General features: G+C 55.4%; 25 protein-coding genes. 15 read left to right on the top strand and 10 right to left on the bottom strand.

Annotation, left to right across the window (positions count from 1 at the left end; translation table 11 throughout):
- Positions 1 to 133: 133 nt before the first annotated feature.
- Entirely contained in the window at positions 134 to 1,474 is a 1,341-nt protein-coding gene (locus tag AC2FIT_RS05335) for a serine hydrolase domain-containing protein (protein ID WP_496827363.1), read from the top strand.
- A gap of 42 nt (positions 1,475 to 1,516) precedes the next feature.
- Here AC2FIT_RS05335 and AC2FIT_RS05330 read toward each other — a convergent pair whose 3' ends face one another.
- On the bottom strand, positions 1,517 to 2,176 hold the full coding sequence (locus AC2FIT_RS05330) for a TetR/AcrR family transcriptional regulator (protein WP_496827361.1): 660 nt from the start codon (positions 2,174 to 2,176) through the stop codon (positions 1,517 to 1,519).
- Positions 2,177 to 2,244: 68 nt separating this feature from the next.
- Between AC2FIT_RS05330 and AC2FIT_RS05325 the strand changes: the two genes are divergently transcribed.
- Genes AC2FIT_RS05325 through AC2FIT_RS05310 form a run of 4 tightly spaced genes read left to right on the top strand, consistent with a single transcriptional unit; the run spans position 2,245 to position 6,201 of the window.
- A complete protein-coding gene (locus AC2FIT_RS05325; RefSeq protein ID WP_496827359.1) occupies positions 2,245 to 3,600 on the top strand; it encodes a flavin-containing monooxygenase in 1,356 nt (451 codons plus the stop codon).
- Positions 3,597 to 4,499, top strand: a complete 903-nt coding sequence (locus AC2FIT_RS05320; RefSeq protein ID WP_496827357.1) for a bile acid:sodium symporter family protein — start codon at positions 3,597 to 3,599, stop codon at positions 4,497 to 4,499. The genes AC2FIT_RS05325 and AC2FIT_RS05320 overlap by 4 nt, the downstream gene beginning before the upstream one ends.
- Positions 4,496 to 5,434 carry an SDR family oxidoreductase gene (locus tag AC2FIT_RS05315; protein WP_496827355.1) on the top strand — a complete coding sequence of 313 codons (939 nt, stop codon included), beginning with the start codon at positions 4,496 to 4,498 and terminating at the stop codon, positions 5,432 to 5,434. Before AC2FIT_RS05320 ends, AC2FIT_RS05315 begins: the two co-directional genes overlap by 4 nt.
- Positions 5,431 to 6,201, top strand: coding sequence for an SDR family NAD(P)-dependent oxidoreductase (locus AC2FIT_RS05310; RefSeq protein WP_496827353.1), 771 nt, complete (start codon positions 5,431 to 5,433; stop codon positions 6,199 to 6,201). Before AC2FIT_RS05315 ends, AC2FIT_RS05310 begins: the two co-directional genes overlap by 4 nt.
- Positions 6,202 to 6,756: 555 nt before the next feature.
- Here AC2FIT_RS05310 and AC2FIT_RS05305 read toward each other — a convergent pair.
- A complete protein-coding gene (locus AC2FIT_RS05305) occupies positions 6,757 to 7,956 on the bottom strand; it encodes an ROK family transcriptional regulator (protein ID WP_496827781.1) in 1,200 nt (399 codons plus the stop codon).
- Positions 7,957 to 8,143: 187 nt separating this feature from the next.
- On the opposite strand from AC2FIT_RS05305, the gene AC2FIT_RS05300 reads away from it, so the two are divergent.
- The 4 genes from AC2FIT_RS05300 (at position 8,144) to AC2FIT_RS05285 (ending at position 11,820) form a co-directional block, all read left to right on the top strand.
- Entirely contained in the window at positions 8,144 to 9,163 is a 1,020-nt protein-coding gene (locus AC2FIT_RS05300) for a sugar ABC transporter substrate-binding protein (protein ID WP_224890054.1), read from the top strand.
- Between the two features lie 112 nt (positions 9,164 to 9,275).
- The gene (locus tag AC2FIT_RS05295) at positions 9,276 to 10,346 is read left to right on the top strand and encodes an ABC transporter permease (protein ID WP_496827350.1); all 1,071 of its coding nucleotides are present in this window, start codon (positions 9,276 to 9,278) and stop codon (positions 10,344 to 10,346) included.
- Positions 10,322 to 11,128: an ATP-binding cassette domain-containing protein gene (locus AC2FIT_RS05290; protein WP_496827348.1), complete on the top strand. Its 807-nt coding sequence runs from the start codon at positions 10,322 to 10,324 to the stop codon at positions 11,126 to 11,128. The genes AC2FIT_RS05295 and AC2FIT_RS05290 overlap by 25 nt, the downstream gene beginning before the upstream one ends.
- A complete protein-coding gene (locus AC2FIT_RS05285) occupies positions 11,125 to 11,820 on the top strand; it encodes a nucleoside/nucleotide kinase family protein (RefSeq protein ID WP_496827346.1) in 696 nt (231 codons plus the stop codon). The genes AC2FIT_RS05290 and AC2FIT_RS05285 overlap by 4 nt, the downstream gene beginning before the upstream one ends.
- A 6-nt stretch (positions 11,821 to 11,826) precedes the next feature.
- Here the strand turns inward: AC2FIT_RS05285 and AC2FIT_RS05280 are convergent, their stop codons facing one another.
- From AC2FIT_RS05280 to AC2FIT_RS05270, 3 genes are read right to left on the bottom strand one after another with little or no spacing between them, the layout of a single operon-like run.
- Complete coding sequence (locus AC2FIT_RS05280; RefSeq protein ID WP_496827344.1) at positions 11,827 to 12,624, bottom strand: iron chelate uptake ABC transporter family permease subunit; 798 nt, start codon at positions 12,622 to 12,624, stop codon at positions 11,827 to 11,829.
- Entirely contained in the window at positions 12,624 to 13,364 is a 741-nt protein-coding gene (locus tag AC2FIT_RS05275) for a metal ABC transporter ATP-binding protein (RefSeq protein ID WP_496827342.1), read from the bottom strand. The genes AC2FIT_RS05280 and AC2FIT_RS05275 overlap by 1 nt, the downstream gene beginning before the upstream one ends.
- A 2-nt stretch (positions 13,365 to 13,366) precedes the next feature.
- Positions 13,367 to 13,879 (bottom strand): transcriptional repressor, encoded by a 513-nt coding sequence (locus tag AC2FIT_RS05270; RefSeq protein WP_496827340.1) that lies wholly within the window; start codon positions 13,877 to 13,879, stop codon positions 13,367 to 13,369.
- A 56-nt stretch (positions 13,880 to 13,935) separates the two neighbouring features.
- Between AC2FIT_RS05270 and AC2FIT_RS05265 the strand changes: the two genes are divergently transcribed.
- From AC2FIT_RS05265 to AC2FIT_RS05245, 5 genes are all read left to right on the top strand, one after another.
- Positions 13,936 to 15,048 carry a zinc ABC transporter substrate-binding protein gene (locus tag AC2FIT_RS05265; RefSeq protein WP_496827338.1) on the top strand — a complete coding sequence of 371 codons (1,113 nt, stop codon included), beginning with the start codon at positions 13,936 to 13,938 and terminating at the stop codon, positions 15,046 to 15,048.
- 190 nt (positions 15,049 to 15,238) lie between these two features.
- Complete coding sequence (locus AC2FIT_RS05260) at positions 15,239 to 16,222, top strand: CobW family GTP-binding protein (RefSeq protein ID WP_496827336.1); 984 nt, start codon at positions 15,239 to 15,241, stop codon at positions 16,220 to 16,222.
- Between the two features lie 129 nt (positions 16,223 to 16,351).
- Positions 16,352 to 17,566 (top strand): GTP-binding protein, encoded by a 1,215-nt coding sequence (locus AC2FIT_RS05255; RefSeq protein WP_496827334.1) that lies wholly within the window; start codon positions 16,352 to 16,354, stop codon positions 17,564 to 17,566.
- Positions 17,563 to 18,246, top strand: a complete 684-nt coding sequence (locus AC2FIT_RS05250) for a DUF1826 domain-containing protein (protein ID WP_496827332.1) — start codon at positions 17,563 to 17,565, stop codon at positions 18,244 to 18,246. Before AC2FIT_RS05255 ends, AC2FIT_RS05250 begins: the two co-directional genes overlap by 4 nt.
- Positions 18,247 to 18,253: 7 nt before the next feature.
- The gene (locus AC2FIT_RS05245; protein WP_496827330.1) at positions 18,254 to 18,454 is read left to right on the top strand and encodes a DUF6525 family protein; all 201 of its coding nucleotides are present in this window, start codon (positions 18,254 to 18,256) and stop codon (positions 18,452 to 18,454) included.
- Positions 18,455 to 18,550: 96 nt separating this feature from the next.
- On the opposite strand, the gene gnd is transcribed toward AC2FIT_RS05245, so the two are convergent.
- From gnd to AC2FIT_RS05220, 5 genes are all read right to left on the bottom strand, one after another.
- The gene (gene gnd / locus AC2FIT_RS05240; RefSeq protein ID WP_496827328.1) at positions 18,551 to 19,957 is read right to left on the bottom strand and encodes an NADP-dependent phosphogluconate dehydrogenase; all 1,407 of its coding nucleotides are present in this window, start codon (positions 19,955 to 19,957) and stop codon (positions 18,551 to 18,553) included.
- 31 nt (positions 19,958 to 19,988) lie between these two features.
- Positions 19,989 to 21,317 (bottom strand): TRAP transporter large permease, encoded by a 1,329-nt coding sequence (locus tag AC2FIT_RS05235; protein WP_496827326.1) that lies wholly within the window; start codon positions 21,315 to 21,317, stop codon positions 19,989 to 19,991.
- A complete protein-coding gene (locus tag AC2FIT_RS05230) occupies positions 21,314 to 21,856 on the bottom strand; it encodes a TRAP transporter small permease subunit (protein WP_496827324.1) in 543 nt (180 codons plus the stop codon). The genes AC2FIT_RS05235 and AC2FIT_RS05230 overlap by 4 nt, the downstream gene beginning before the upstream one ends.
- Before the next feature lie 71 nt (positions 21,857 to 21,927).
- Entirely contained in the window at positions 21,928 to 22,947 is a 1,020-nt protein-coding gene (locus AC2FIT_RS05225) for a TRAP transporter substrate-binding protein (protein ID WP_496827322.1), read from the bottom strand.
- 2 nt (positions 22,948 to 22,949) lie between these two features.
- Complete coding sequence (locus tag AC2FIT_RS05220; RefSeq protein WP_496827320.1) at positions 22,950 to 23,519, bottom strand: gluconokinase; 570 nt, start codon at positions 23,517 to 23,519, stop codon at positions 22,950 to 22,952.
- 102 nt (positions 23,520 to 23,621) lie between these two features.
- On the opposite strand from AC2FIT_RS05220, the gene gntR reads away from it, so the two are divergent.
- Positions 23,622 to 24,617, top strand: coding sequence for an HTH-type transcriptional regulator GntR (gene gntR, locus AC2FIT_RS05215; RefSeq protein ID WP_496827318.1), 996 nt, complete (start codon positions 23,622 to 23,624; stop codon positions 24,615 to 24,617).
- Positions 24,618 to 24,695: the final 78 nt, after the last annotated feature.

The following is a 24,695-nucleotide window of genomic DNA, read 5'->3' as shown; positions in this document are numbered from 1 at the left end:
GCGGTGTTTTCGCAGCCCTCATACATATCGCCGAAGCTACGTAACGGAACGGTGGTGTGCCAGCGGTTCCTGTATTTAGTCTGCCTCAAAGTCAAAGTTGGGGTCAGGCCGGTGTGATCGGCTGGGGGGCGGTATGTTTGGAAAAGCAACAACGATCTTTTTTGGTGGTTTTGTGGGTATCGCCGTGGTTTCGGTGGGCTACCTGCTGCTTTTCCCTCCGGATCTTCTGCGGGTTGGAACGAACTACTCGGCAAAGATTGTTTGTTCGAACGTGTTCATCGCCGACCGCGATCCAGACGAAGTGCTATCGGTTGACGTCCAGGCACCGGGGCACCCCTTGCTGAAACAGATTTCTATCGACGTTGACCGTGAGGCGCAAATCGTTGAGGCACGGTTATTCAAGATCTTTGCACCTGCCATTTCGCAATTTCGCGCAGGTCTTGGGTGCACGAACGTGCATTCAGCCTGGTTAAGCAATCAAACGCTGGCCGCCTCATCTGATTTGCCAGACGGGATTTGGCCCCTGGGCAATGCTGTCGAACTGTCCGAAAACCCACGGATTGCCGAAGCAATTTCAGATGACGCCCTGTTGGGAGAAGGCTATCGCGCAGTTGTCATTGTGCGAAACGGACGGATCGTCGGGGAACGCTATGCAGAGGGCTTTGATGAGACGACACCTTTGCTTGGATGGTCGATGACAAAAACAGTGACCGCCGGTTTGATCGGAACGCTGATCCAGTCGGGTGAAATGAGCCTGGGCGAAAGCCTGGTCGAGAGCTTTCCGGATTGGACACAAGACGGGCGCGGCGACATTACCGTCGCAGATATGTTGGCGATGTCGAGCGGGCTGGAGTGGAACGAAGACTATGGCGATGTTTCAGACGCTACGAGGATGCTCTATCTAAAAGACGATCTGGCGGGTTTTGCGTCGGAGCGTCCGGCGGAAAGCGAAACCGGACGTGTTTTCAACTATTCGTCTGGCACATCAACAATTCTGTCGCGTGTCTGGCAGGACAAGTTGAACGATGGCGGGTTAAGCTATCCAAAAGAGGCGCTATTCGAACCTTTGGGCATGACATCGGTTGTGTTGGAGACGGACGCCACCGATACATTCGTTGGCTCAAGCTATATGTATGCTACCGCACGGGATTGGGCGCGTTTCGGTCAGTTTTTATTGCATCAGGGCGTTTGGCAGGGTCAGCAAATCTTGCCTAAAGGTTTTACGAATTGGATGTTTGAACCTGTGGCCGCGTCAGACGGGATTTATGGTAAGGGGCATCTTTGGATCGAAGCTCCTAGTGACCTACCGCCATTTGAGGACGCTGTCTGGCTACAAGGTCATGACGGACAATCAATCGGGATTTTCCCCTCGTATGACATGGTGGTTGTCAGGCTTGGATTGACGCCCTCCAAGCTAGGCTACTCTCCGCTCCCATTGGCGAAGAAACTGATCGTGGCGTTTGATAGCCAATAGTCGCGGCGTTTGCCCGAGGGCTGAGTGATTTAAACACTCGGGCTAAGTTAAACTGCTTACGACCCCAGCCTCGCAAAAGCGCAAAAGGTTTTGGATCAAGCCATCAGCGTCGGGCTGAAGTTCGGACCCACCAAGCGCCGAAATCCGCCAGTCTGACGTACACAGCGCCAGCATCGAGGACACGGCAAAAACTAACGCTCCGGCAACTCGTATCGGATCAGCTTCTGGGTGCTTCTCACACAGTTTTTGCACAACCAGCGTGGCGACGGGGTCGAAATGCGTCGCGGCCAAGGAACGCCAACGCGTGTCAGCCGAGACAATCGCCACGATGCGCGCATAGGCCAGCCATTGGGGGTCTTTGCCAAAAGCGCGCGATACGAGCGGGAGCATGAACGCGGACAAGAGATCACCAACGCTCCACTCGCCATGCGCTTCCAGAAGCCTGATTGCGTCAATACGTTCCTGCGCCAATACCGAAGCGCGTCGCGCAACGATGCGTTCGAACAATTCCTCTTTTGGCCCGCCGTGAAAATTCACGTTGGCCTTCTGAACCCCTGCCCGTTCGGCGATGTCCCGGATTGAGGCGCCGTCGAACCCCCTCTCGGCAAAAACCTGTTCGGCTGCATCAAAGATTCGAGCCCGCGCAGCGATAGACCGCTGCGACGGTGCCCTTTTTCTTTCTGTTACAGCATGTTGTGCCATTTCAACAACTAGATTGCCTTATTCCGAACGTTCGTTCAAGATAAACAATGTCGCAGGAGGAGAGACGAATGGAACAGGGGCAGGTAGGAGCGGGTCAACCGATCGCGGTGAAGGCCCGCCCACAAGAGTGTTTTGCACTGATAGGTGCCGGGCCGATGGGTCTGGCCATGGCAAAAACACTGATTGAGCAGGGCGTGCCATTTCAAGGGTTTGAATTGTCCGATGATGTGGGGGGGCTGTGGAACATCGACGCGCCGCGGTCCACGATGTACGAGACGGCCCACCTCATTTCCTCGAAGCGGATGACCGAGTTTGCAGACTTCCCGATGCGGGACGAGACGGCAGAGTATCCCTCGCACCGAGAAATGAAGTCATATTTTCAAGACTTTGCAAACGCGTTCGACTTGTATCAACACTTTTACTTTGGTGCAGAAGTCCTTAACACCAAGCCGCTACAAGATGGTGGCTGGGACATAACCTGGCGCGACAAAACAGGTGCGCAGCACACCCAAACTTTTGCAGGCCTTTTAATCGCAAACGGCACCTTGTCAGAGCCAAACATGCCAGCATTCGAAGGCCAATTTTCAGGTGAGCTCATCCACGCCTCGGACTATCGGTATCCGAGCCAGTTCACGGGCAAGCGTGTGCTTGTCATCGGTGCAGGAAATTCCGGGTGTGACATCGCCGTAGATGCGATCCATCACGGGGTGTCGTGCGACTTGTCTATGCGACGGGGCTATTACTTCGTGCCAAAATACGTGTTTGGTGTCCCGGCCGACACGATGGGCGGGAAAATCCGCCTGCCTATGTGGCTGAAACGAAAGATCGACGGGATAATACTCAAATGTTTCGTAGGTGATCCGCAGAAATACGGTTTTCCGAAACCGGACTATGCGCTCTATGAGTCGCACCCGGTGGTCAATTCGCTGATCCTGTTTCATGCCGGGCACGGAGACCTGCAAGTACGCCCGGACGTCGAGCGATTAGACGGCAAAACTGTACATTTCCGCGATGGCAGCTCGGCCAACTATGACATGATCCTGGCCGCTACAGGATACAAGCTGAACTACCCTTTCATTGACAAAGAGCTGCTGAATTGGAAAGGCAACGCACCGCATCTTTACCTGAACTGCATGCACCCTGACCGGGATGACCTGTTTGTACTTGGCATGATTGAAGCAACGGGTCTGGGATGGCAGGGCCGCCATGAACAGGCCGAAATGGTCGCCCGGTACATAGCCGGATTACGTTCTGGCAATGCGGCGGCCAATTCAATCCGTGACGCCAAATCCAAAGGCTACGAGAGAGCGACTGGCGGCATGCACTACATCGATCTTCCCCGTATGGCCTATTACGTCGACAAGGCGACGTATAGGAGGCAAGTCACTGACCAGATCGCTGCTTTGAAGGCAGCCGAAGAATGAACGGAATTGATGAAGTCGCCCTGAACTTCAATGCCGCAAACCTCAGGGTGTTGAATGCCATCCTTGCAATCGTCATGTTTTCGATTGCCTTGGATCTGCGCATTGACGATTTTCGACGCGTCTTGCGCGGGCCCAAACCGCTGATCGTTGGGCTTTTGTCCCAATTTTTGGTTCTTCCGGCACTGACGATTGTAATGATTGTTGCGCTCAAGCCCATACCCTCGGTTGCGATGGGCCTTATTCTGGTAGCAGCATGTCCTGGTGGTAACATTTCGAACTTCATGACGCACCGCGCCAAGGGCAACGTCGCCCTGTCAGTTTCGATGACAGCTTGTGCCACGGTCGCCGCCATTATCGTCACACCGGCAAACATTGCCTTTTGGGGCAATCTCTACGGCCCCACGCGGGACATCCTGCGGCGAACAGAAATCGACCCAGTCGCAGTGGCGATTACGGTCGGGTTCATGCTGATCTTGCCGCTGATCGTTGGAATGGCCGTAAATGCACGCTACACGCCTTTTGCTGATCGCATACGCAGACCAATGCAATGGCTTTCCATGGGCATATTCGTCGCGTTCATCGTGCTCGCGCTGGCTGCGAATTGGGGCAACTTTCTTCAGTTTGCCGGGGCCATTATCGGATTGGTCGTTCTTCACAACGCACTGGCATTTCTTGGTGGGTACGTGACCGCAACTCTGGCCGGTCTGCCCGATCGGGATCGTCGATCTGTCACGATGGAAACGGGGATACAAAACTCGGGCCTTGGGCTGATCCTGATCTTTGTCTTCTTTGGCGGGTTGGGCGGAATGGCCGTCGCGGCGGCGTTATGGGGCATCTGGCACGCCATCTCGGGCATTGTGCTGGCAAGTTTCTTTGCACGGCGGGAAATACAAGAATGACCCGAATACTGATCACAGGCGCAGCCGGGGCCGTCGGAACGGCGCTTCTTCAACTTTTGGGCCAGCGCACCGAACTTGAGGTGATCGCGACAGATATCCGCGAACCTTCAAATCTGCCGTCAAACACGCGCTTTGTGAAAATGGACGTGACCAGCGACGATCCACAGAGCGTGATCCTGGCTGAGCGCCCCGATACAGTTGTGCATCTGGCTTCGATCGTAACACCCGGCCCCAACTCAACGCGGGATTTGGAGTATCTCGTTGACGTAGACGGTACGCGCAATGTCCTTGGTGCCGCGATTGCAGCCGGAGTACAGCGACTGGTCGTAACGTCGTCTGGCGCGGCATACGGCTATCACCCCGATAACCCGGTTCCTTTGTCCGAGACCGACGCCCTACGGGGCAATAAGGAGTTTGCCTATTCATGGCACAAGCGATTGGTCGAGGAGATGTTGGCGGAGGCCAGGGAAACCGCCCCGGACTTGGAACAAGTTGTTCTACGCGTGGGCACAGTGCTTGGTGATAAGATCGAAAACCAGATCACGGCGTTGTTCCACAAACGAAGACTGCTTGGCCTGATGGGTTCAGACAGCCCTTTTGTGTTCATCTGGGATCAAGACCTTGCACAGATACTGGTTCGCGCTGCTATTGACGGACCGGCAGGTATTTACAACGTCTCAGGTGACGGCGTGGTGACTGTTTCACAGATCGCAGCTGCGATGGGCAAACGCGTTCGATGGCTGCCGCCTGGATTGGTCAAAAGCGCTCTGACGCTTGCCCGACCCTTGGGTCTGACGCGATACGGCCCAGAACAGGTGCGCTTTTTGCTGTATCGGCCAGTGCTGGACAACACCGCCCTTAAATCCCGCTTCGGCTATCACCCCAAGCTTTCAAGCGCCGAGGCATTCCAACGTTGGTGGGAGCATGCACAATGAAAAAGACAGCAGTCATAACCGGGGGTGCTGGCGGATTGGGGCAGGCGCTTTCGGCCGCGCTATGTGACCAAGGATGGCACACGGTGCTGATCGACCTGGCCGGGTCTGAGCTCGATAGGTTGGCCAACGGGAAAAATACCAGCGTTTATGCCTGCGATCTGATCCGGCCGGATCAATGTGCTGCGACATGCGAGGACATAATACGCAACAGGCCATCTATTGATCTGGTCATCTACAATGCCGGCGTCTCACAAATCTCTGCCTTCGCCGACAGTGATATGAAAACGCATCGTGACCTGTTCGAAATCAATTACTTTGCGACCGTTGCATGCGCAAAACACTTTCTACTTCCGATCCGGTTGTCGAAAGGCACGCATTTGGCAGTGTCTTCTGTTGCTGGGTTTGCCCCTTTGCTCCATCGAACGGCCTATGCTGCCAGCAAACACGCGCTAGAGGGGTTTTTCAAATCCCTCCGGGCAGAGGAAATGGCGCACGGTGTTCATGTGACCATTGCAGCCCCTTCCTTTGTTGCGACCAATATTGGTCGGCCTCAAGCGGCTGAAATGGGCTTTGTCCGACCGGGATCCGCGACCGACGGCGTTGACTACATGGAACCAAAGGATGCCGCGCGCATTATTCTTGACGGCTTTCGAAAGCAAAGAGACTTCGTACCCGTTGGGCGCATCGCCAGGCTGTCGAGTGTAATGAACCGCGTAGCTCCAAAATTTTACTTTCGGCAGATGATGCGCGCAATTGGAAAGGATTGATCCGCTAGGTATCCCACCCATAAAAGCTTGTCTGTCGGCCCCGAACTGAGTTTCGGCATAACTGTCACATATATGCGTTTGACTGACCCAATGGTCTGGATTTTCGCAGCTTTACCAAAAATTTGTCTAATTTGTTGCACAGCCTACGTGTAGTAGTACAAGCAAGTAGTGTGATTGGGTAACGAATGAAAACGCTTGAATGCAATTACCAAGGAAAAGTTGACCTACCGGATCTGAAGGCCGCCCTTTCAGAAGGCTGTTGTGATCACTGCGGGGTAACCGCTGTGGAATTGGCGCAACAAGGAGAAATACTAGAGATCTGCGGTCGGGAATACTGCTTTGATTATGAAACTGGCGAGGCCACTGAAACTCCGGTTGCGTTATGTCCCGCCTGCCATGCAGCCAACCACCTTGACGCAAATCAGCAACATAATCCTTGCCACATTTCTGCGCGACGGAGTCGGGAAGATCTCGAATAAGCGAATAAGTTTTTAGCGCTGAAACCCTGAGGTACGAGCAGCGTTACTCCAGTTCTGCACTGTCATGACGTGCGACTTACATTCGGCATAGCCCGGCATTGGTGTTCAGCAGAAACTGTCTAAAAATGGGACTGCTCGCTGCGCCGATACCGCGCGCGTTTTGCCCAACTGCACCCGCCTCGACCACCGGAGGGATCAATCCGCGTTTGTCCTGATTGGCAAGATAGCGGCGCACGCGCGCAACCAGTTCCTCGCGCACCTCAGACGGGAATGCGCCATCTATAAATATGGCCTCAAAATCGATGACGGCGCAAATAGACAAGGCAGCCTTGGCAAGCTCCTGTGCCGTTGTTCCGATCCACGGCTCGACATAGCGGGAAATGCTGCTCCAATCCTGTGGTTTTCGCCACAGAATACCCCGGTCAACGCCTGCCTCGATAAGCCGGTCTTCCAGCAGGAACAAAGAGGCGACATCAATCAATTGCTGGCTTTCGCCCAAAGGACCCGTGGTGCGCATTGCACCTAAAGCGCCGGCGTTACCTTGGTTGCCTTCGAAAACAGTGCCGTTCAATGCGACACCTCCGCCAATCATCGAACCGATAAAAAAGTAGAAATAGTCGCGGTACTCGGCCCCTCGACCATAGAGATGTTCAGCGTGACACGCCGCCGTGGCATCATTGACCACAAAAACCGGAAGATCACTGAACTTGGCGACCTCGGTGAAGAAATTCACATTCTTCCAGGATCTGAATTTTTCCGCTGCAAGGCCCGAAAGATCGTGCCATTTCCAAAGTTCAAAAGGTGTTCCAATTCCTATGCCGCAGACACGATCGCGCAGTCTCTGGGGTTCATGGGCCAGAAGCGTGTCCAGCCCTGATTTCAGGAATCCAAAAACAGCTTCTGGCAGAGGATAGTCATAGGTTGTAGAAAGCTGCCGACGTGGCTTGCCCGTGAAATCGATCAAAAGAAGGTCGGCACTGCGCCGGCCGATCTTCATTCCGACCGAAAGGATACCCTCGGGGTTCAACTCCATCGGAATGGATGGTTTACCAACCTTACCGCGCAATGGCGTCCCGCGCTTGAGAATCTCATCTTTCTCAAGCTTGCGAAAAATGATTGAAACAGTCTGAGGAGAAAGCCCGGTCAACCGCGCCACATCCGCACCGGCAGCCGGTCCGTGGCGTTGTAAAACAGTCAAAATCAGGCGCTCATTGTGGTCACGAACACCGCTTTGACTGACGCCACCGGTCAGCATTTTCAGCGCTTCTTTCTCCATAGGGTTAAGCATAAACACCTCTTTTCGTTATGAAAAGATACTAGATCCATTTAATAAATAAACTTTATTTATTTATTGACAGCAGTGGTAGAATCGACTTTTGTTCAAAAAAGGGTCTGCATTGTAAGATGTAGGAGCGTCCGGTCCGCAATCAGGGCTGGGCAGAAATTAAAACCGGGAGGAAATGATGAAACATCTACTGAAGATTGGCGCGTCCGCTGTTGCACTGACCATGGCTGCTGCATCCGCGCAAGCCGCCGGCGAAACCGTCTGCCTGATCACGAAGACGGACACCAACCCATTCTTCGTAAAAATGAAAGAAGGCGCCACCGCAAAGGCCGAAGAGCTTGGAATGACTTTGAAAGCCTTTGCTGGGAAAATCGACGGCGATCATGAAACACAGGTTCAGGCCATTGAAACCTGCATTCTTGACGGCGCAAAAGGAATTCTGCTGACTGCATCTGACACAAGTTCGATTGTCCCGGCTGTTCAGCAGGCGCGAGATGCAGGTCTTTTGGTTATCGCTTTGGATACCCCGCTCAGCCCGATTGACGCGGCTGACGCAACCTTCGCGACAGATAACTACAAAGCTGGCCTGCTGATCGGACAATGGGCCAAGGCGAAAATGGGTGATGCTGCCGCCGACGCAAAGATTGCTACGCTTGATCTGAATGTCAGCCAGCCAACTGTGGACGTTCTGCGCAATCAGGGCTTTCTGGACGGCTTCGGCGTTGACTTGGCTGACCCCAATGTCATCGGTGATGAAACCGATGAACGTCTCGTTGGCAGCGATGTGACCGACGGCAACGAAGAAGGCGGACGCCGCGCCATGGAAAACCTTCTTGCCAAGGATCCAACGATCAACGTCGTGCACACGATCAATGAACCGGCTGCGGCGGGTGCATACGAAGCATTGAAGTCTATTGGTCGCGAAAACGACGTTCTGATCGTTTCGGTCGATGGCGGCTGCCCCGGCGTGCAGAACGTACAGGCCGGTGTAATCGGTGCAACTAGCCAGCAGTACCCGCTGTTGATGGCCTCGCTTGGCGTTGAAGCAGTCAAGAAATGGGCCGACGAAGGCGTAAAACCCGAAAATACGCCGGGCAAAGATTTCTACGATACGGGCGTTTCGTTGATCACGGATCAACCCGTAGACGGTGTAGAGTCTATCTCGGTTGAGAAGGGTCTGGAGCTCTGCTGGGGCTAAGACCGCAACAAAAGGTGGGGCGCGGGTGCGCCTCACCAATCGTTTCACCAAAAACCAAAACTTCCTGTAAACTAACTTCGTGACTGCAAGTTTGGCCGCGAAAGGGAGAGATATGTCTGACGCAAACCAAGGCGCCGAGGAATTCGAATCTGCCGCTCGTCCAACAGAAACTGTTGCAGAATTTGAGGACCATCGGAGTGGTCTATTGGGGAAGTTTCAGCATCTTCTCCACGTCAATCCATCGTTTGTTCCGCTCATCGTCCTTGTGGGGGCGATTATAATTTTCGGCCTGCTTCTTGGCTCGAAGTTTTTTTCACCCTTCGCAATGACGTTGATCCTTCAACAGGTTCAGATCGTTGGCATCGTGGCCGCAGCCCAAAGCCTGGTTATCCTGACGGCAGGCATTGACCTGAGTGTCGGCGCGATCATGGTTTTTTCTTCAGTCATAATGGGGCAGTTCACCTTCCGCTATGGTATCCCGGTGCCGATAGCCGTCATGTGCGGTCTTGCTGTTGGAACGCTGATCGGCGCGGTCAACGGTTGGCTCGTCAGCCGCGTGAAGCTTCCCCCATTCATCGTAACGCTTGGGATGTGGCAAATCGTTCTGGCAACGAATTTCCTGTATTCCGCGAATGAAACAATTCGTAGTCAGGACATCGAGACCAACGCTCCGTTCCTGCAGTTTTTTGGCACCAAATTCAGCATCGGCGGTGCGACCTTTACAGTGGGCGTGATTTTCATGCTCGTTTTGATTTTTGTCTTGGCCTATGCGCTCAAACATACAGCTTGGGGGCGGCATGTTTACGCGGTCGGCGATGACCCCGAGGCTGCAGAGCTGTCCGGTGTAAACGTGCACGGAACACTTATGTCTGTGTATATGCTGTCCGGTTTAATCTGCGCCTTCGCAGGCTGGGCTTTGATCGGGCGCATCGGATCCGTATCGCCAACATCCGGCCAGTTGGCAAATATTGAAAGTATCACTGCTGTAGTTATAGGTGGCATATCCCTGTTCGGCGGCCGTGGTTCCATTTTAGGAACACTGTTCGGAGCGCTGATCGTTGGCGTGTTTACTCTTGGGCTCAGACTGCTGGGGGCGGATGCGCAGTGGACCTACCTGCTGATCGGGCTTCTTATCATCGCAGCCGTGGCGGTGGACCAATGGATCAGAAAGGTTTCGGGCTAATGTCAGACACAACACCAGTCGTCCAGGGCCGTGGCATCGTAAAGCGATACGGGCATGTCACCGCCATCGACCATTCCGATTTCGAACTGCGACAAGGTGAAATCCTTGCCGTAATCGGGGACAATGGCGCAGGCAAATCCTCAATCGTCAAAGCAATTTGCGGCGCAACGATCCCGGATGAGGGCGAGATTCTGATCGAAGGGAAAAAGGTCAATTTCACCTCTCCGATCGACGCCAGAAACATGGGGATCGAGATCGTCTATCAGCAGCTGGCGATGTCCCCTGCCCTTTCGATTGCGGACAATATGTTCATGGGTCGCGAAATTCGCAAAAAGGGTCCCATGGGCAAATACTTGCGTCAGCTTGATCGGCCCGCCATGGAGAAATTCGCAAGAGAAAAACTGACCGAGCTTGGCTTGATGACAGTGCAGTCGATAAATCAGGCCGTTGAAACGCTGTCGGGCGGTCAGCGCCAGGGCGTTGCCGTGGCACGCGCCGCAGCCTTTGCAACAAAGTTCATCATCATGGACGAACCGACGGCTGCTTTGGGCGTCAAGGAAAGCCGAAAAGTTCTTGAGCTTATTCAGGATGTACGCGCACGCGGAATTCCGATCATTCTGATCAGCCACAACATGCCGCATGTGTTCGAAGTAGCCGACCGCATTCATGTGCATCGATTGGGGAAACGGCTGTGTACCATCGACCCAAAAGACTACACGATGTCTGATGCGGTTGCGTTCATGACCGGTGCCAAAGAGCCTCCGAAAGAGGACGCGGCGTGATCGAACAAGACGTAGAACGCGTTTGTAACTTGATAAACACGCGCACGCAGGTTGGGGGCCGGACGATTGTAGCAATTGCCGGCCCGCCTGCCTCGGGCAAGTCGACCTTGGCTAAGGCCGTTGTGGAAGCCCTAAATTTTCAACAACAGTCAGCAACCCCTTGCGCCACCTTGGTGCCGATGGACGGCTATCATCTGGACAACACTGTGCTTGAAGCGCGGGGCCTGTTGGCTAAAAAGGGCGCTCCGGAAACGTTTGATGCGTTTGGATTTTGCAACGCGGTCAAAAACCTTCATGTAGCGCGGCACGAAAGTTTTTTTCCCAAGTTCGACCGACAGAGAGATTTGGCGATTGCCAATGCAATTCCGGTTCACCCTGACACACCCGTCGTCGTTGCAGAAGGCAACTACCTTTTGATGCAAAGCGATCCATGGTCGACTTTGGCCGATATTTTTGCCGTTACGGTTTTTGTCAACCCAACGTTGGATGCGCTGAAAACCCGGCTGCAACAAAGGTGGATAAATCACGGGCTTGATCCGGCAGCTGCGCTGCAACGTGCGCTTGGGAATGACCTGCCCAACGCTGAACGTGTTCTGAAGAACAGCCGAACTGCCGATCTTACGCTCAATCAGAATTACACAGACATTGGCGCAAGCGACACGTTGTCAGACCACACACCCAAGCGCACGTGAACAGGGCTAAAGCTTGTGCTTTGTCTGCCATCCAACAGGGCTGAAACACGCGAACAAAATCGCTGCAACACAGACAATCGACGGACCTGCTGGCGTGTCTAGTACGTAGGCGGCCCGTAACCCGGCTACGGCGGAAAACGCGCCGATTGCAGCAGCGATCAAGGCCATCGACTCGGGCGATCGTGCTAAGCTGCGGGCAGCAGCCGCCGGAATGATCAGCAGGGCCGCAATCAACAGGACGCCCACGACCTTGATCGCCACTGCAACGGTAACAGCCAGAGACAACGTCAGGATCAATTGCTCGCGCTTGGGGTCGTAGCCGCTGGCATAGGCCAGTTCTTCGTTCAACGTCGCTGTCAAAAGCTGCGACCATCGCCATATGATCAGGGCCACGACCAGCGCGGCGCCACCCCAGATCACAAGCAGATCAGAACGCGAGACTGCCAGGATGTCGCCAAAAAGGTACGCCATCAAATCAATACGAACGCCGGACAGAAACGAAACGGCTACAAGGCCGAAGGCAAGCGCAGAATGCGCCATAACGCCCAGCAAGGTGTCCATGGCGTAGCCACGCCCAGACAACAGCGTGACAGTCATCGCCATAAGAAGTGCAACTGCCAGTGCTCCGGTAAAGACCGACATCTGGAATGTCAGCGACAGCGCAACACCCAGAATTGCGGCATGTGCTGTTGCATCGCCAAAATAGGCCATCCGGCGCCAAACGACGAAACATCCAAGGGGCGCTGCGGCAAACGCAACACCAATGCCAGCAAGCGTGGCGCGTGTCATAAAATCATCAAGCATTATTCAGCAGCTTCCCGCGACTCTTGATTGTGATCATGTTCATGATCGTGATCATGGCGGTAAAGGGCCAGCGCACCGCCCGTACCGGTTCCAAACAAAGCCCGGTATTCCGGGGCCGACGCCACGACCGCGGGTGACCCCTCGCAACACACGTGGCCGTTGAGGCAAATAACCCTGTCCGATGCGCTCATGACCACATGCAGTTCATGACTGATCATCAAAATGGCACAGCCGGTTTCATGCCTGACACCTTCGATCTGATGGTAAAACGCTGCGGATCCCGGTTGATCAAGGCCTTGGGTCGCTTCGTCCAACAGCAAGATGTCGGGCCGGTTGATCAACGCGCGTGCCAAAAGCACACGTTGGAATTGACCCCCGGATAATTGTGACATCTGGCGCCTCAACAGGTCCTGCACACCAGCCGTTTTCAGCGCCTCAACGCAGTTCTTCCGCGAAACGCGATTGGTCAGGCGCATGAACCGTTCAACAGATATCGGCAGCGTCGGGTCGATATGCAGCTTTTGCGGAACATAGCCGATTTTCAGTCCCGGTTTCAGCGTCACCTGACCAGCAGAGGGTTTGGTCGCTCCGATTATGGCTCGCAGCAGGCTGGTCTTTCCCGAACCGTTGGGGCCGACAATCGTGACGATCTCACCGGCCTCGATTACCATGTCGACATGGCGCAAGACAGTGTTTGCGCCATAAGACACGCTGAGGTTTTCAACAGTAATGAGGGTCATTTCTACGCCTTTTCGGTGCAGTCCGGGCAGATTCCCTCGGCTTCTACTACCGTTCTCTCAATCTCGAAACCCACTGCGCGCGCTGCAGCCCCCAGAATACCCTTTGCCGGAGCAGACTTGGCTTCGGCCACGGCGTCACACTTTCGGCAAATCATAAAGGCCGGAGAATGTTCAGCGCCCGGGTGTGAGCATGCAACGAATGCGTTCAATCGCTCAATCTTGTGGACGAACCCATTCTGCACAAGAAAATCAAGTGCACGATAAGCAACCGGTGGCTGCGATCCAAATCCTGCGTCGCGTAAACGATCCAGAATGGCGTAGGCGCCAAGTGCCCTATGTTCCTGAAGCAGCATTTCAAGAACCTTGCGCCGGACGGGCGTCAGGCGGAGGCCATCCTTTTTGCACTGAGCTTCCGCCGCCGCCAGGGCGGTCTGGACGCAATTGTCATGGTCATGTTTGTGGAACCCGACCGGGGCTGTTGCGTCGACCGGAATAGGGTGCGTCTCACTTGTCATGTTATTCCATATCATGTATGTCGCTCGTAACGTTATAAAATCACACAGAGGGTCTGATGTCCAGAAAGCTTCTCCCACTATCGATCACCGCCGTATTACTAGGTGGAACGGCTATGGCGGATGTACCGAACGTAGCGGCCGACATCGCGCCTGTTCACTCGCTTGTGGCGCGGGTGATGGAAGGTGTCGGAACACCTGATTTGATTGTCCCGCCGGGTGCTTCACCGCATGAGTACAATCTGCGTCCATCAGAAGCTGCAGCCCTGCAAGAGGCTGATTTGGTGTTTTGGATCGGCGAAGACCTGACCCCGTGGCTGGAAGGTGCGGTCGAAACGCTAAGCGAAGGCGCGACTGTCACGACCCTGCTTGAATCGGACAGTACAGTTCTTTTGGATTTCCGGGAAAACGCCCTGTTCGAAGCACATGATCACGGAGGTCAAGATGATCACGGACATGACGACGAAGACCATGGAGACGCGCATGCGGACGAGGCAGCGCATTCACATGACGACGAACACGGCCACGATGATCACGATCATGTTGAAGCAAAAGGGCATGACGAGGAACATGTGTATGCCCACGATACGCACGAAGAGCACGCCGGACATGATGATCACGATGACCATGCCGATCACGGCCACGAGGGTCATGCGCATGGTGAACATGATCCCCATGCTTGGCTGTCGCCAGCAAACGCGGAAATTTGGCTGAACGTGATTGCGGCCCAGCTATCGGCCGCCGATCCGGACAACGCTGGCGCCTATTTCGCAAATGCCGCTGCGGCGCGCGAAGAAATGACCGCACTGTCGGCTGAAGTGGCACAGACACTCGAACCTGTTCGCGATGGCAGCTTTATCGTGTTCCACGACGCGTATCAGTATTTTGAGAATGCGTTTGATTTTCCGGCCTCGGGCGCAATTTCAGTTAGTGATGCGACGGACCCAAGCCCGGCCCGCATTGCAGAGATTCAGGCGCGCATCAAGGACGAAGGCGTCAATTGCGTAATGGCCGAACCGCAGTTCGCCCCCGGGATCGTTGCCACTGTGCTGGATGGTACCGAGGCGAACATAGGTGTCATGGACCCTCTTGGGTCTGATCTGGAACTTGGAGCGACCCTGTACCCCCAAATGATCCGGAACCTGGCCAATACGCTGGCTGAGTGTCTGTAATTTAGAAATCGGCCCGGTCGAAACGCAGTTTTCGGCCGGGCTTTGCACAGCGACAAGTTTTGTTTCTACTTTTTCGTGCTGTTTTCTTGCTCAAGCTCGTAAACACTCCGCCAGCACCGACTCCGGCTTCAGGACAGGTTGTCTATTCTCATAATGTTATGTTATCACGTCATAAATCGAGGAGAAAGCAGTGATTGCCCAAGGAGCATATGGCGTCGAACCCATCAAGGACCGGCATATCCCTGTCACTGTTCTGACAGGCTTTCTTGGTGCCGGGAAAACAACATTGCTGAATACTGTGCTGGCGGAAAGCTCTGCTGGCAGAAGCGCGGTTATCGTTAATGAATTCGGTGAGGCAGCGCTGGATCACGAACTGATCGAATCTGTCGAGGACGAAGTCATTTTGATGCAATCGGGGTGCCTTTGTTGTTCAATTCGCGGAGACTTGGCCGAGACGATCGCTGATCTGGTTGAACACCGTGATGACGGTCTTGTCCAGTTTGATCGGATCGTCATCGAAACCACCGGGCTTGCTGACCCCGCCCCGATTTTGCAGACGCTTTTGATCGACCCGGAATTGGCGCGTGCAACCCGTATGGATGGGCTGGTCACGGTAGTCGATGCGGCTAACGGGTCCGAGACCCTGGATGCACAGTTTGAGGCGGTCTCGCAAGTCGCCATGGCTGACCTGATCCTTCTCAGCAAAACGGATCTGGTTTCTGACGCTGCAGCCCAAGCCTTTTTCAAACGGCTGAGCGGCCTGAACCCCACGGCGCGGATTGAACGACCAGTCGCTGGGCAGTTCAACCCTAAGAAGCTCTGGGGCTTGAGCGGCCTGCGCAAAGGTGTGGACCAGCAAGACGCAATCGCGTGGACCACGAAGGTTGCCACTCCAAACACCGGCCCGCTGGCCAACCTCTTTGGATTGTCCAAGCCAAAGCCTGCACCTTTTGCGCCGACGCTTCACGATGCACGCATCAGTTCCGCGTCAATCGTCTTGGAGGCCCCAATCAAGGATTCAGTTTTTGACCTTTGGCTGGACACCCTGATCGCCCTAAAGGGACCAGACATTCTGCGCGTTAAAGGCATTGTCTTTCTTGAGGGCGTTGACGTGCCGTTTGTCTTCCACGGCGTGCAGCATATTTTCGACCCGCCTGTCCCACTGAAAAACTGAACCGGAGATGACCGTCGATCACGCATTGTAGTCATCGCCCGTGACCTCAGCCGACCCGAATTGCAACGCAGCCTCGACATGCTGCGCGCGCATCAACCCAAATCCGCAACGGCGGAGAATTTCTGAACCATGTCTGAAAATCGTCTTCCCGTCACCGTATTGCCCGGCTTTCTCGGGGCCGGCAAAACCACCCTGCTGAACCGCGTGCTGAACAATCGTGAAGGACGACGTGTCGCAGTTATCGTCAACGATATGTCCGAAGTGAATATCGATGCCGATCTGGTACGTGCCGAAACCGAGCTGAGCCGCACGGATGAAACGCTAGTCGAAATGTCGAACGGCTGCATCTGCTGCACCTTGCGTGACGACCTTATGGATGAAGTAAGGCGGCTGGCGGCAGAAGGACGGTTCGACTACCTTCTGATCGAGTCCACTGGCATATCTGAGCCATTGCCCGTCGCGGCAACCTTTGATTTTCGCGACGAAGCAGGTGAAAGCCTGTCGGACGTTACCCGTCTCGACACGATGGTGACGGTCGTGGATGCCGTGAACCTGCTTAACAATTTCTCAAGTCACGACTTCCTCCACGACCGTGGCGAAACCATGGGGGAAGAGGACAAATGCACGCTTGTCCACCTGCTGACGGATCAGATCGAATTTGCGGACATGGTTATTCTTAACAAAGTCGACGACGCAGGACCCGAGCGTACGGATGCGGCGCGCAAAATCATCCGCAGCCTGAATGCGGACGCAAAGATTATTGAAACAAGTCACTCAGAAGTCTCCAGCGACGCCATTCTGGACACCGGTTTGTTCGATTTCGAAGAAGCTTATAAGCATCCCATGTGGGTGAAAGAGCTTTACGGCTTCGCAGATCATGTTCCGGAAACCGAAGAATACGGCGTTGCATCATATGTCTATCGGGCACGTCAGCCGTTTGAGCCAGAAAAAATCCTGGCGGTGCTTAACGGTGAATTGCCCGGTGTGATCCGTGCAAAGGGGCATTTCTGGATTGCAACACGCCCTCAATGGGTGGCCGCGTTCTCTCTGGCCGGCGCCTTGTCCAGCGTTCAACCGATTGGTACGTGGTGGGCGTCCGTCCCGGATACCCGGTGGTCGGACCACCCCTCGGTGCTGGACTACATCAAACAGCACTGGATCGAACCATGGGGCGACCGACGGCAAGAGATTGTTTTTATCGGGGTTGGAATTGACTGGCCAACGCTGAAATCCCGGCTGGACGCCTGCTTGATGTCCGAGGATGCCGCGCCCGGGCCGAACTCTCTTCCAACCGACCTGCCCGATCCATTCCCGGTATGGCGAAAGGTGGAGGATGCGGCATGAGTTTTGTTAGCACTGAAATCAAGAATGCCGCTGCGGGTGTTGGTGTCACTCACACCCCGGACGGCTTGGCAAAGATCGAGAGGCCGGAGTGCGCAGCCACAATCTGGCGACGACAGCTGACTTCAGAGTTTCAAATATGGATTGACGGGCTTGATCCCATACACCTGCCCAAGGGGCGGCTTGCTCTGCGACCCACCGCAGTCCGCGATGCCATCGGGTATCTCTGCGATATCGCTGGTATGGAGGACACGGTCGAACGTAGATGGCTGGAAAACGATATCGCTGATCTGGCCGCGCGCTTTGCAGACTTCATGCGGGTACCTTTTCTGCGTGTTCGGCTGGATTTAATCAATACGAACGCATGCCGAAAATTTCACATTGACGCCATTCACGTGCGCCTGATCTGCACCTACCGGGGTACCGGTACGCAATATGGTGTTTCAACCGTCGGTGAAGACCCAGAACGCGTATTCACTGTCGCGACAGGGGCGCCGATGGTCATGCGCGGCACGCTCTGGCCGCAGAACCCGCCATTGGGTCTGCTACATCGCTCGCCCCCAATCGCCGGTACGGGTGAAACCCGGCTTGTTCTGGTGCTTGATCCAATTTTGATCTTGATGAGGCCGACTAATGGGTCGAAACTTGGGTCAGACAAAGCTACGGAAACGACGTCGCCGTGAAAACCCCATGCGCGAATTTGATCGTCTTCCGTCGATCTTGCGGTCTTGGGTTTCGCAGGCGGCCTTACCCTGGAGGCCACGTTCCGTGCTGCGGGCCTACAACACTGCCTTGGCCAAGACAGGCGATCAAAGTTGCGCGTTGGAAGAGTTAAGGCGGCTTGAAGCCGCCCAACTGGCGAAGGACACGCAGATTGAAACTGCTGTTTGACAGCGCCTTGCGGCTCTGGGATTGCGTGGGGTGATTTGATCATGCGCAGACAGGTAGCGGCGTTAGCCTTGGCGTCTCTGCGCTACGTATCCCGGTTTAGGCCCCGTCACTCCAAGGCCCGTGAAAGACGCCGGGTTTATCGACACGCGCGACCCCGTGGCGGCCGAAAAAGTCCCGTTGACCTTGTATCAAATCGGCGGTTCCGCGCGCTTGGCTCATTGCGTCCAACCAGCCTAAGGCCGCCATCATGACCGGAACCGGCTGAGCCGCGGCGATAGCGGTGGTGACGACTTGGCGTAGCGCGGGAAGGCACAACGCAAGCTCACCCGCAAATTCAGGGCAGAAGGCCAGAGTGTCAGCCCGGTCACGACCGCGCAACGCGGTAGCGATTTCATCCAAAAGATCTGAACGGATGATACAGCCCGCCCGCCAAATCTCGGCACAGCGCGCGAGGTCCATAGACCAGTCGAATTCGCAGGACGCAGCTTGCAACAAATCGAACCCCTGACTGTGGCAGACGATACGCGTCGCAAGGACGGCCTGATGCAGCACCGCCGGGTCCAGATCGACCTTGGCGCGTGGCTGTGCAAACAGCGCAGCACCTGTTGCCCGGCCCTTGCGGTCCGCTGACCAAACCCGCGCGCCAACCGCAGCCTCGATGGTAGACACCGAAACACCCTGGGTTAGGGCTTCAATAGCCGTCCACCGGCCAGTTCCTTTCTGGCCGGCACTGTCGACGATCAGATCGACAAAGGGCTGGCCGCTATCTGGGTCCTGAGTACGCAGAACCACGCCGGAGATTTCCATCAGGTAGCTTTTCAGGACACCCTTGTTCCAATCGTCGAACAGGTCCGCAATCTGCGTGGTAGACCACCCCGCCCCGTGACGCATCAGCCCGTATGCCTCGGCGATGAGCTGCATGTCGGCATATTCGATCCCGTTATGTACGGTCTTGACGAAATGGCCCGCGCCGTCAGGGCCAACCCGATCAACGCAAGGATCACCCTGGAAATCTGCGGCAATCGCTTCGAGCATCGGGCGAACGCCATTCCAGACAGCCTCGGTTCCGCCGACCATCATGGCTGGACCGGTTCTTGCTCCGTGCTCGCCGCCGGATACGCCCATACCCAAATAGGCCAGTCCCTGTTTCTCGAGCATCGTTGCGCGACGCCGCGTGTCGTGGAAATTGGCATTCCCTGCATCAATTATCACGTCACCGGGTTGCAGATACGGTTGCGCCTCGGTGATCGATTCGTCCACCGCCTGCCCCGCCGGTACGAGCAATATGATCGCCCTTGGCGACGGCATGGACTTGACCATGTCCGCAAGACTGCGGTGCCCGGTGAAGGCATCACCAAGACAGTCCGCACGGGCCAGAAACTTGTCCGTATCTTCAGCTACAAAAGAGGCGACATGCAGGCCATAGCCCTTTTCGGCAATGTTCAACGACAAAGCCGAACCCATCGTGCCCAGACCATAAAGGCCAAAATGCGTAGTGCTCATCTAGGGGTCTTTCGTCTTATTCCCGGGTTGCCTAGTGGATTGCGATGCCGGGGAACAGGATCAGCAAGCCGACTGCGGTGATCTGAAGCATGATGAACGGCAGCAGCGCGCGGAAAATCTCGCCCAGACTGATATCAGGTGGCGCAACACTTTTTAGGTAAAAGGCGGCTGGCCCAAAGGGTGGCGACAAAAAGCTGACCTGCATGTTCATGGCGAACAGGACACCAAACCAAATTGGATCATAGCCCAGGTTTGTCACGATTGGGACAAAGATCGGCATGGTCAGAAGAGCCACCCCAACCCAGTCCAAGAACATGCCAAGCACAAACAGGATCAGCATCATGAACAGGATCACAACGGTCGGGTTGTCAGAAATCCCCGTGATCAGCGCCTGCACAAATCGGATGCCACCCATCAGGTTGAACACACCCACCAGAGCCGATGCTCCGATACCAATCCAGACGATCATTCCAACGGTAGCCAGCGTTTGACGCGCGGCGCCAAGGATCAGGGAAAATGTGAACTCACGCCGGATCATGGTCGAAAGCGTCACGCCCAACACACCCACGGCAGAGGCCTCGGTCACGCTCGCGATACCGCCATAGATCGAGCCGAGAACAAAGATCACAACCAGAACCGGCAGGACCAACCCCTTAAGCAAGCGCAGCTTTTCGGCCGTGGAAATTTCGTCCGGTTCCGGAATCGGCGCAACCTCGGGGTTGGTATAGGCCCGAAAAAGGATGTAGGCGGCATACATACCGGCAAGCATCAGACCCGGCAAAAAAGAGGCGGTGAACAGGTCGCCGATTGATACGCTGGCGGTCAATCCATAGATAATCAGAACGATTGATGGCGGGATCATGGTGCCCAATGCGCCACCCGCGCAACAAACGCCGATCGCCAGGCGTCGGTCGTAGCCCAGCCTCAGCATCTGCGGCAGTGCGATCACGCCCAAAAGAACGACTTCGCCACCGATGATGCCGGACATCGCCGCAAGAACCACCGCGACCAGCAAGGTCTGTATCGCCACGCCGCCGCGCAAGCGTCCACCGACGATACGCATTGCATCGAACAGATCGCGCGCAATGCCGGAACGGTCGAGGATCGCCGCCATCAGGACGAACATCGGCACCGAGACGAAAACAAAAGAATTCACAAAGCTGAAGATACGGCTGACGATCAACGGGATCGCGTTTGGTCCAAACCAACCCAGTGCAAAAATCAGCGCCACCAGCAGCGTCACAAAAGCAAGCGGCATGCCGGTCAGCAGCAAAAGCAGAAGCGAGCCGAACATCAACAGCGTCGCGGTTTCGATCCCAAGTGACTTGAGATCGGGAATCAGGGCAAGCAGTTCGGTCATTTCCGCCTCAGGTAATTTACGGCAAGAACAGCGAATTGAACGGACATCAGGATCAAGATGCCCATGAGAAAAAGTTTCATGAGACCCGGTGTTGGCGGGTCCCATGCGGAACCTGAGGTTTCAAGGCGGAACTCACCCGCAGGGGTCCAGACCGCACGCTGAACAACGAGCCATGCAGCCCAGGAAAACAAGGCTGTAGCGGTCGCACAAATAAGAGAGATGCCGATGTTGAAGGCGCGCCTAAGCTGTGGTGTCAAAAGGTCATAGATAAGAACGACGCGAATGTGCTTGTTGGTCGCAGCCGCATACAGGCCACCGAACACAAAAGTGATCGCTGTCAGGAAGATCACCGTTTCATGCGCCCATTTGGTCGGAGCGTTAAAGCCGTAGCGCATGACCACTTCGAAAATCAAGGCACAGGCGGACAGGACGATAGCGATTGCGAATACATCGCCCAGACGAGTTACCAGACGACCCAAAGCTCCGGCCTCGGGTATCGATTCCTGCCTGTTTTCTTTGGCTTCGGTCGGCTGTGCCATTTGCTTTTTCCAACTTGAAGACCGACCCGACGGCTGTGGTCGGGTCGGTCCATTGTTACGTTAGGTCGGGGTTATTCAGCCAACAGCCCCTGCTCGACCAGATATGCTGACAGTACGTCGTATACGCGCTGCGCGTTATCCGATTTTCCCGCGATTTCTGCCCACTGCGACTTGGCGATCGCGCGGAACTTAGCGCGCTCTTCCGCGGACCAGTTGTGTACGGTGATGTCAGGATCGGCGATGGCTTCGGCCACGGCGACCGCATCCCGCATGGCCAGCTGGCTGGTCATGTCACGCGCAAAGTCACGCACCGACATTTCAAGGATCGCCTGAAGATCCGGCGACATGCTGTCCCATGTTCCCTTGTTGATCGATACTTCGACCAGCGGCATTGAGTGGAAACCAGGGTAGACCGGGTGGCCTGCCACATCATGCATGCCCTGCTGGTGGTTGGTCGAGAATACGGTGTAATCCGCCGCGTCGATGACGCCCTTGTCCAGCGATGTAAACACTTCGGACCCCGGCAGGTTCACCGGAGCGGCTCCCGCGGCCAGGAACACATTCTGCACCAGACCTTCGGGCGCGCGCATCTTCAAACCTTTCAGGTCATCAACGCTATCAAGCGGCACTTTCGAGATGAATGCCTCAAGGCCCGGTGTGGTTGCGCCGATGAACTGCAGACCATAGGGGTTCAAGAGATCATTCATGAGCTCTTTACCGCCGCCGTATTCGATGAAGTTCAGCATCTCGGAAGGCGAGCCATAGGCGCCAACCGGGTTTGCGATCAGGCTGAAGGCAGCATCCTTGCCCGCGAAGTACGACGTGTCAGTCACGTGCCCATCGATGATGCCGGAGGCGACGGCGTCCTGTGTTTCGGTATGCTGAACAATGGAACCCACCGGCAGCATCTCGACCGTGACGCGGCCGCCGGTCAGAACGCCGACCCGCTCGGCCCACTGCTGCTGCAGCACGAAGTTGGGGTTGCCCGATGGGTCCGAAGACTGAAAGCGCAGCGCAAAGTCTGCGGCCAGTCCGGCCGTCGCCGTGCAGGCCACAACCGCCGTGGCGGCAATGGTTTTCAGAAATGTCATGGTTAGGTCTCCTCCTGTTGAATTTCCGTAAGGCATGGCCCCCCGTCGTGGGCGGCCCAATTAAGTTTGGCTAAAACGTCATCGACGATGCGCCCCTGGCTTAGGCTGGCATCCAAGGCGATGTGATCTTCGGCCGTTGTTGGCGGTTCCAGATCGGCAAGCTGGCTGTCCAGCAGCGTAAGCGGCATAAAGTGGTTGGTCCGGGCCGTCATGCGCTCGGCTATAACGTCTCGCGGGGCAGTCAGAAAGACGAATTTCGCGTTTGGCAAATCTGATCTCAGGATGTCACGATAGGATTGCTTGAGCGCTGAGCAGGCAACAACGATATCCTTGTCAATATCTGCCTCGTGCTGTTGTCTGACCTCACGAGCGATCCCTCTGAGCCATGGACCCCGCATCGCGTCGTTCAATGGCACGCCACGCCGCATGGCCTCAATGTTCTCTGGCGGATGGAACTCGTCGGCCTCGACATAAAGCCCTGACATGCGATCAGCCAATGCCCGCGCGACCGAGGTTTTGCCGACACCGCAAACCCCCATCACGACCAAGGTCAGGCCACATTCGCCGTTCATTCACGTTCCTCCTGTTAGGGACGATCATTAATGATTGCGCAATCATTTTGCAATCAGATTTTTCTGATTATATAATTTCCTTTAAAAACAAGGTGAGATGCGATGACAAAGCCAACTTTGGTAGATGTTGGAAAAGAAGCAGGAGTTAGCGCAATCACGGTTTCGCGCGCGCTTCGCTCACCCGAGAAGGTGTCCGACTCGCTACGGGCGAAAGTCGATGCGGCGGTGCGCAAGCTGGGCTATGTACCAAATCAGTCTGCGTCAACGCTGGCATCGAGCGAGACCAACTCTATCGTCGTCATGATCCCGTCCATTTCCAACAATGTGTTCACGGATGTTCTACGCGGAATTGAGGATGCGCTTAAACATACGCGCTTGACCCTACAGATCGGCAACACGGGTTACGACCCGATCGAAGAAGAACGCGTGCTGCGATCCTTCCTTAATCCGGCGCCAAAAGGGGTTATCCTTGCCGGTATCGAACAGACGAATGAAACCCGGCAGATGTTGGCCAATGTCGGAGTGCGGGTGGTGCAGATCATGGACCTGAGTGACGCGCCGATCGATCAAATCGTGGGGTTTTCTCATGAAGACGCGGCTTTTGCGGCTGCGAACCATTTGATCGACAAAGGCTACTGCAACATTGGGTTTTTGGGCGCGCAAATGGACCCGCGCTCACAAAAGCGTCTGGCCGGGTTCCGAAAGGCATTGCAGAACGCCGGTATGTACGATGAGCGGTCTGTCGTGGTCACGAACCGGCCGTCCGACGTGAACATCGGCGCCATTCTCTTTGGAAAGCTTACAACGCAGTACCCGGAATGCGACGCGGTGTTCTGCAACAACGATGACCTTGCGCTTGGCGTCTTGTTCGAATGTCAGCGTCGCGGCATCAGGGTTCCGACCGAGCTTGGGATCTGTGGATTCAATGATCTTGGAGTGACGTCGCAATGCGTTCCCACGATCTCAACCGTGCGAACACCGCTTTATGATATGGGTGTCACGGCCGGTGAAATACTGGTCGGCGGCGGCGCGGGCACCAAGGACAGGCAAATCGATCTGGGCTTTTCGCTTGAAGTCCGAAACAGCTCGCTCCGCTAAACTGCAAATATCGTAGTTGACAATCCGATGAGCCCGCTGACCTCGTTCAGTTATACGGTGGTCGCAATGACCCACCCA

Source organism: Ruegeria sp. YTSA135, assembly GCF_059610165.1.
The sequence above is the reverse complement of the archived record's forward strand: the minus strand, read 5'-3'. Positions and strand labels throughout refer to the sequence as shown.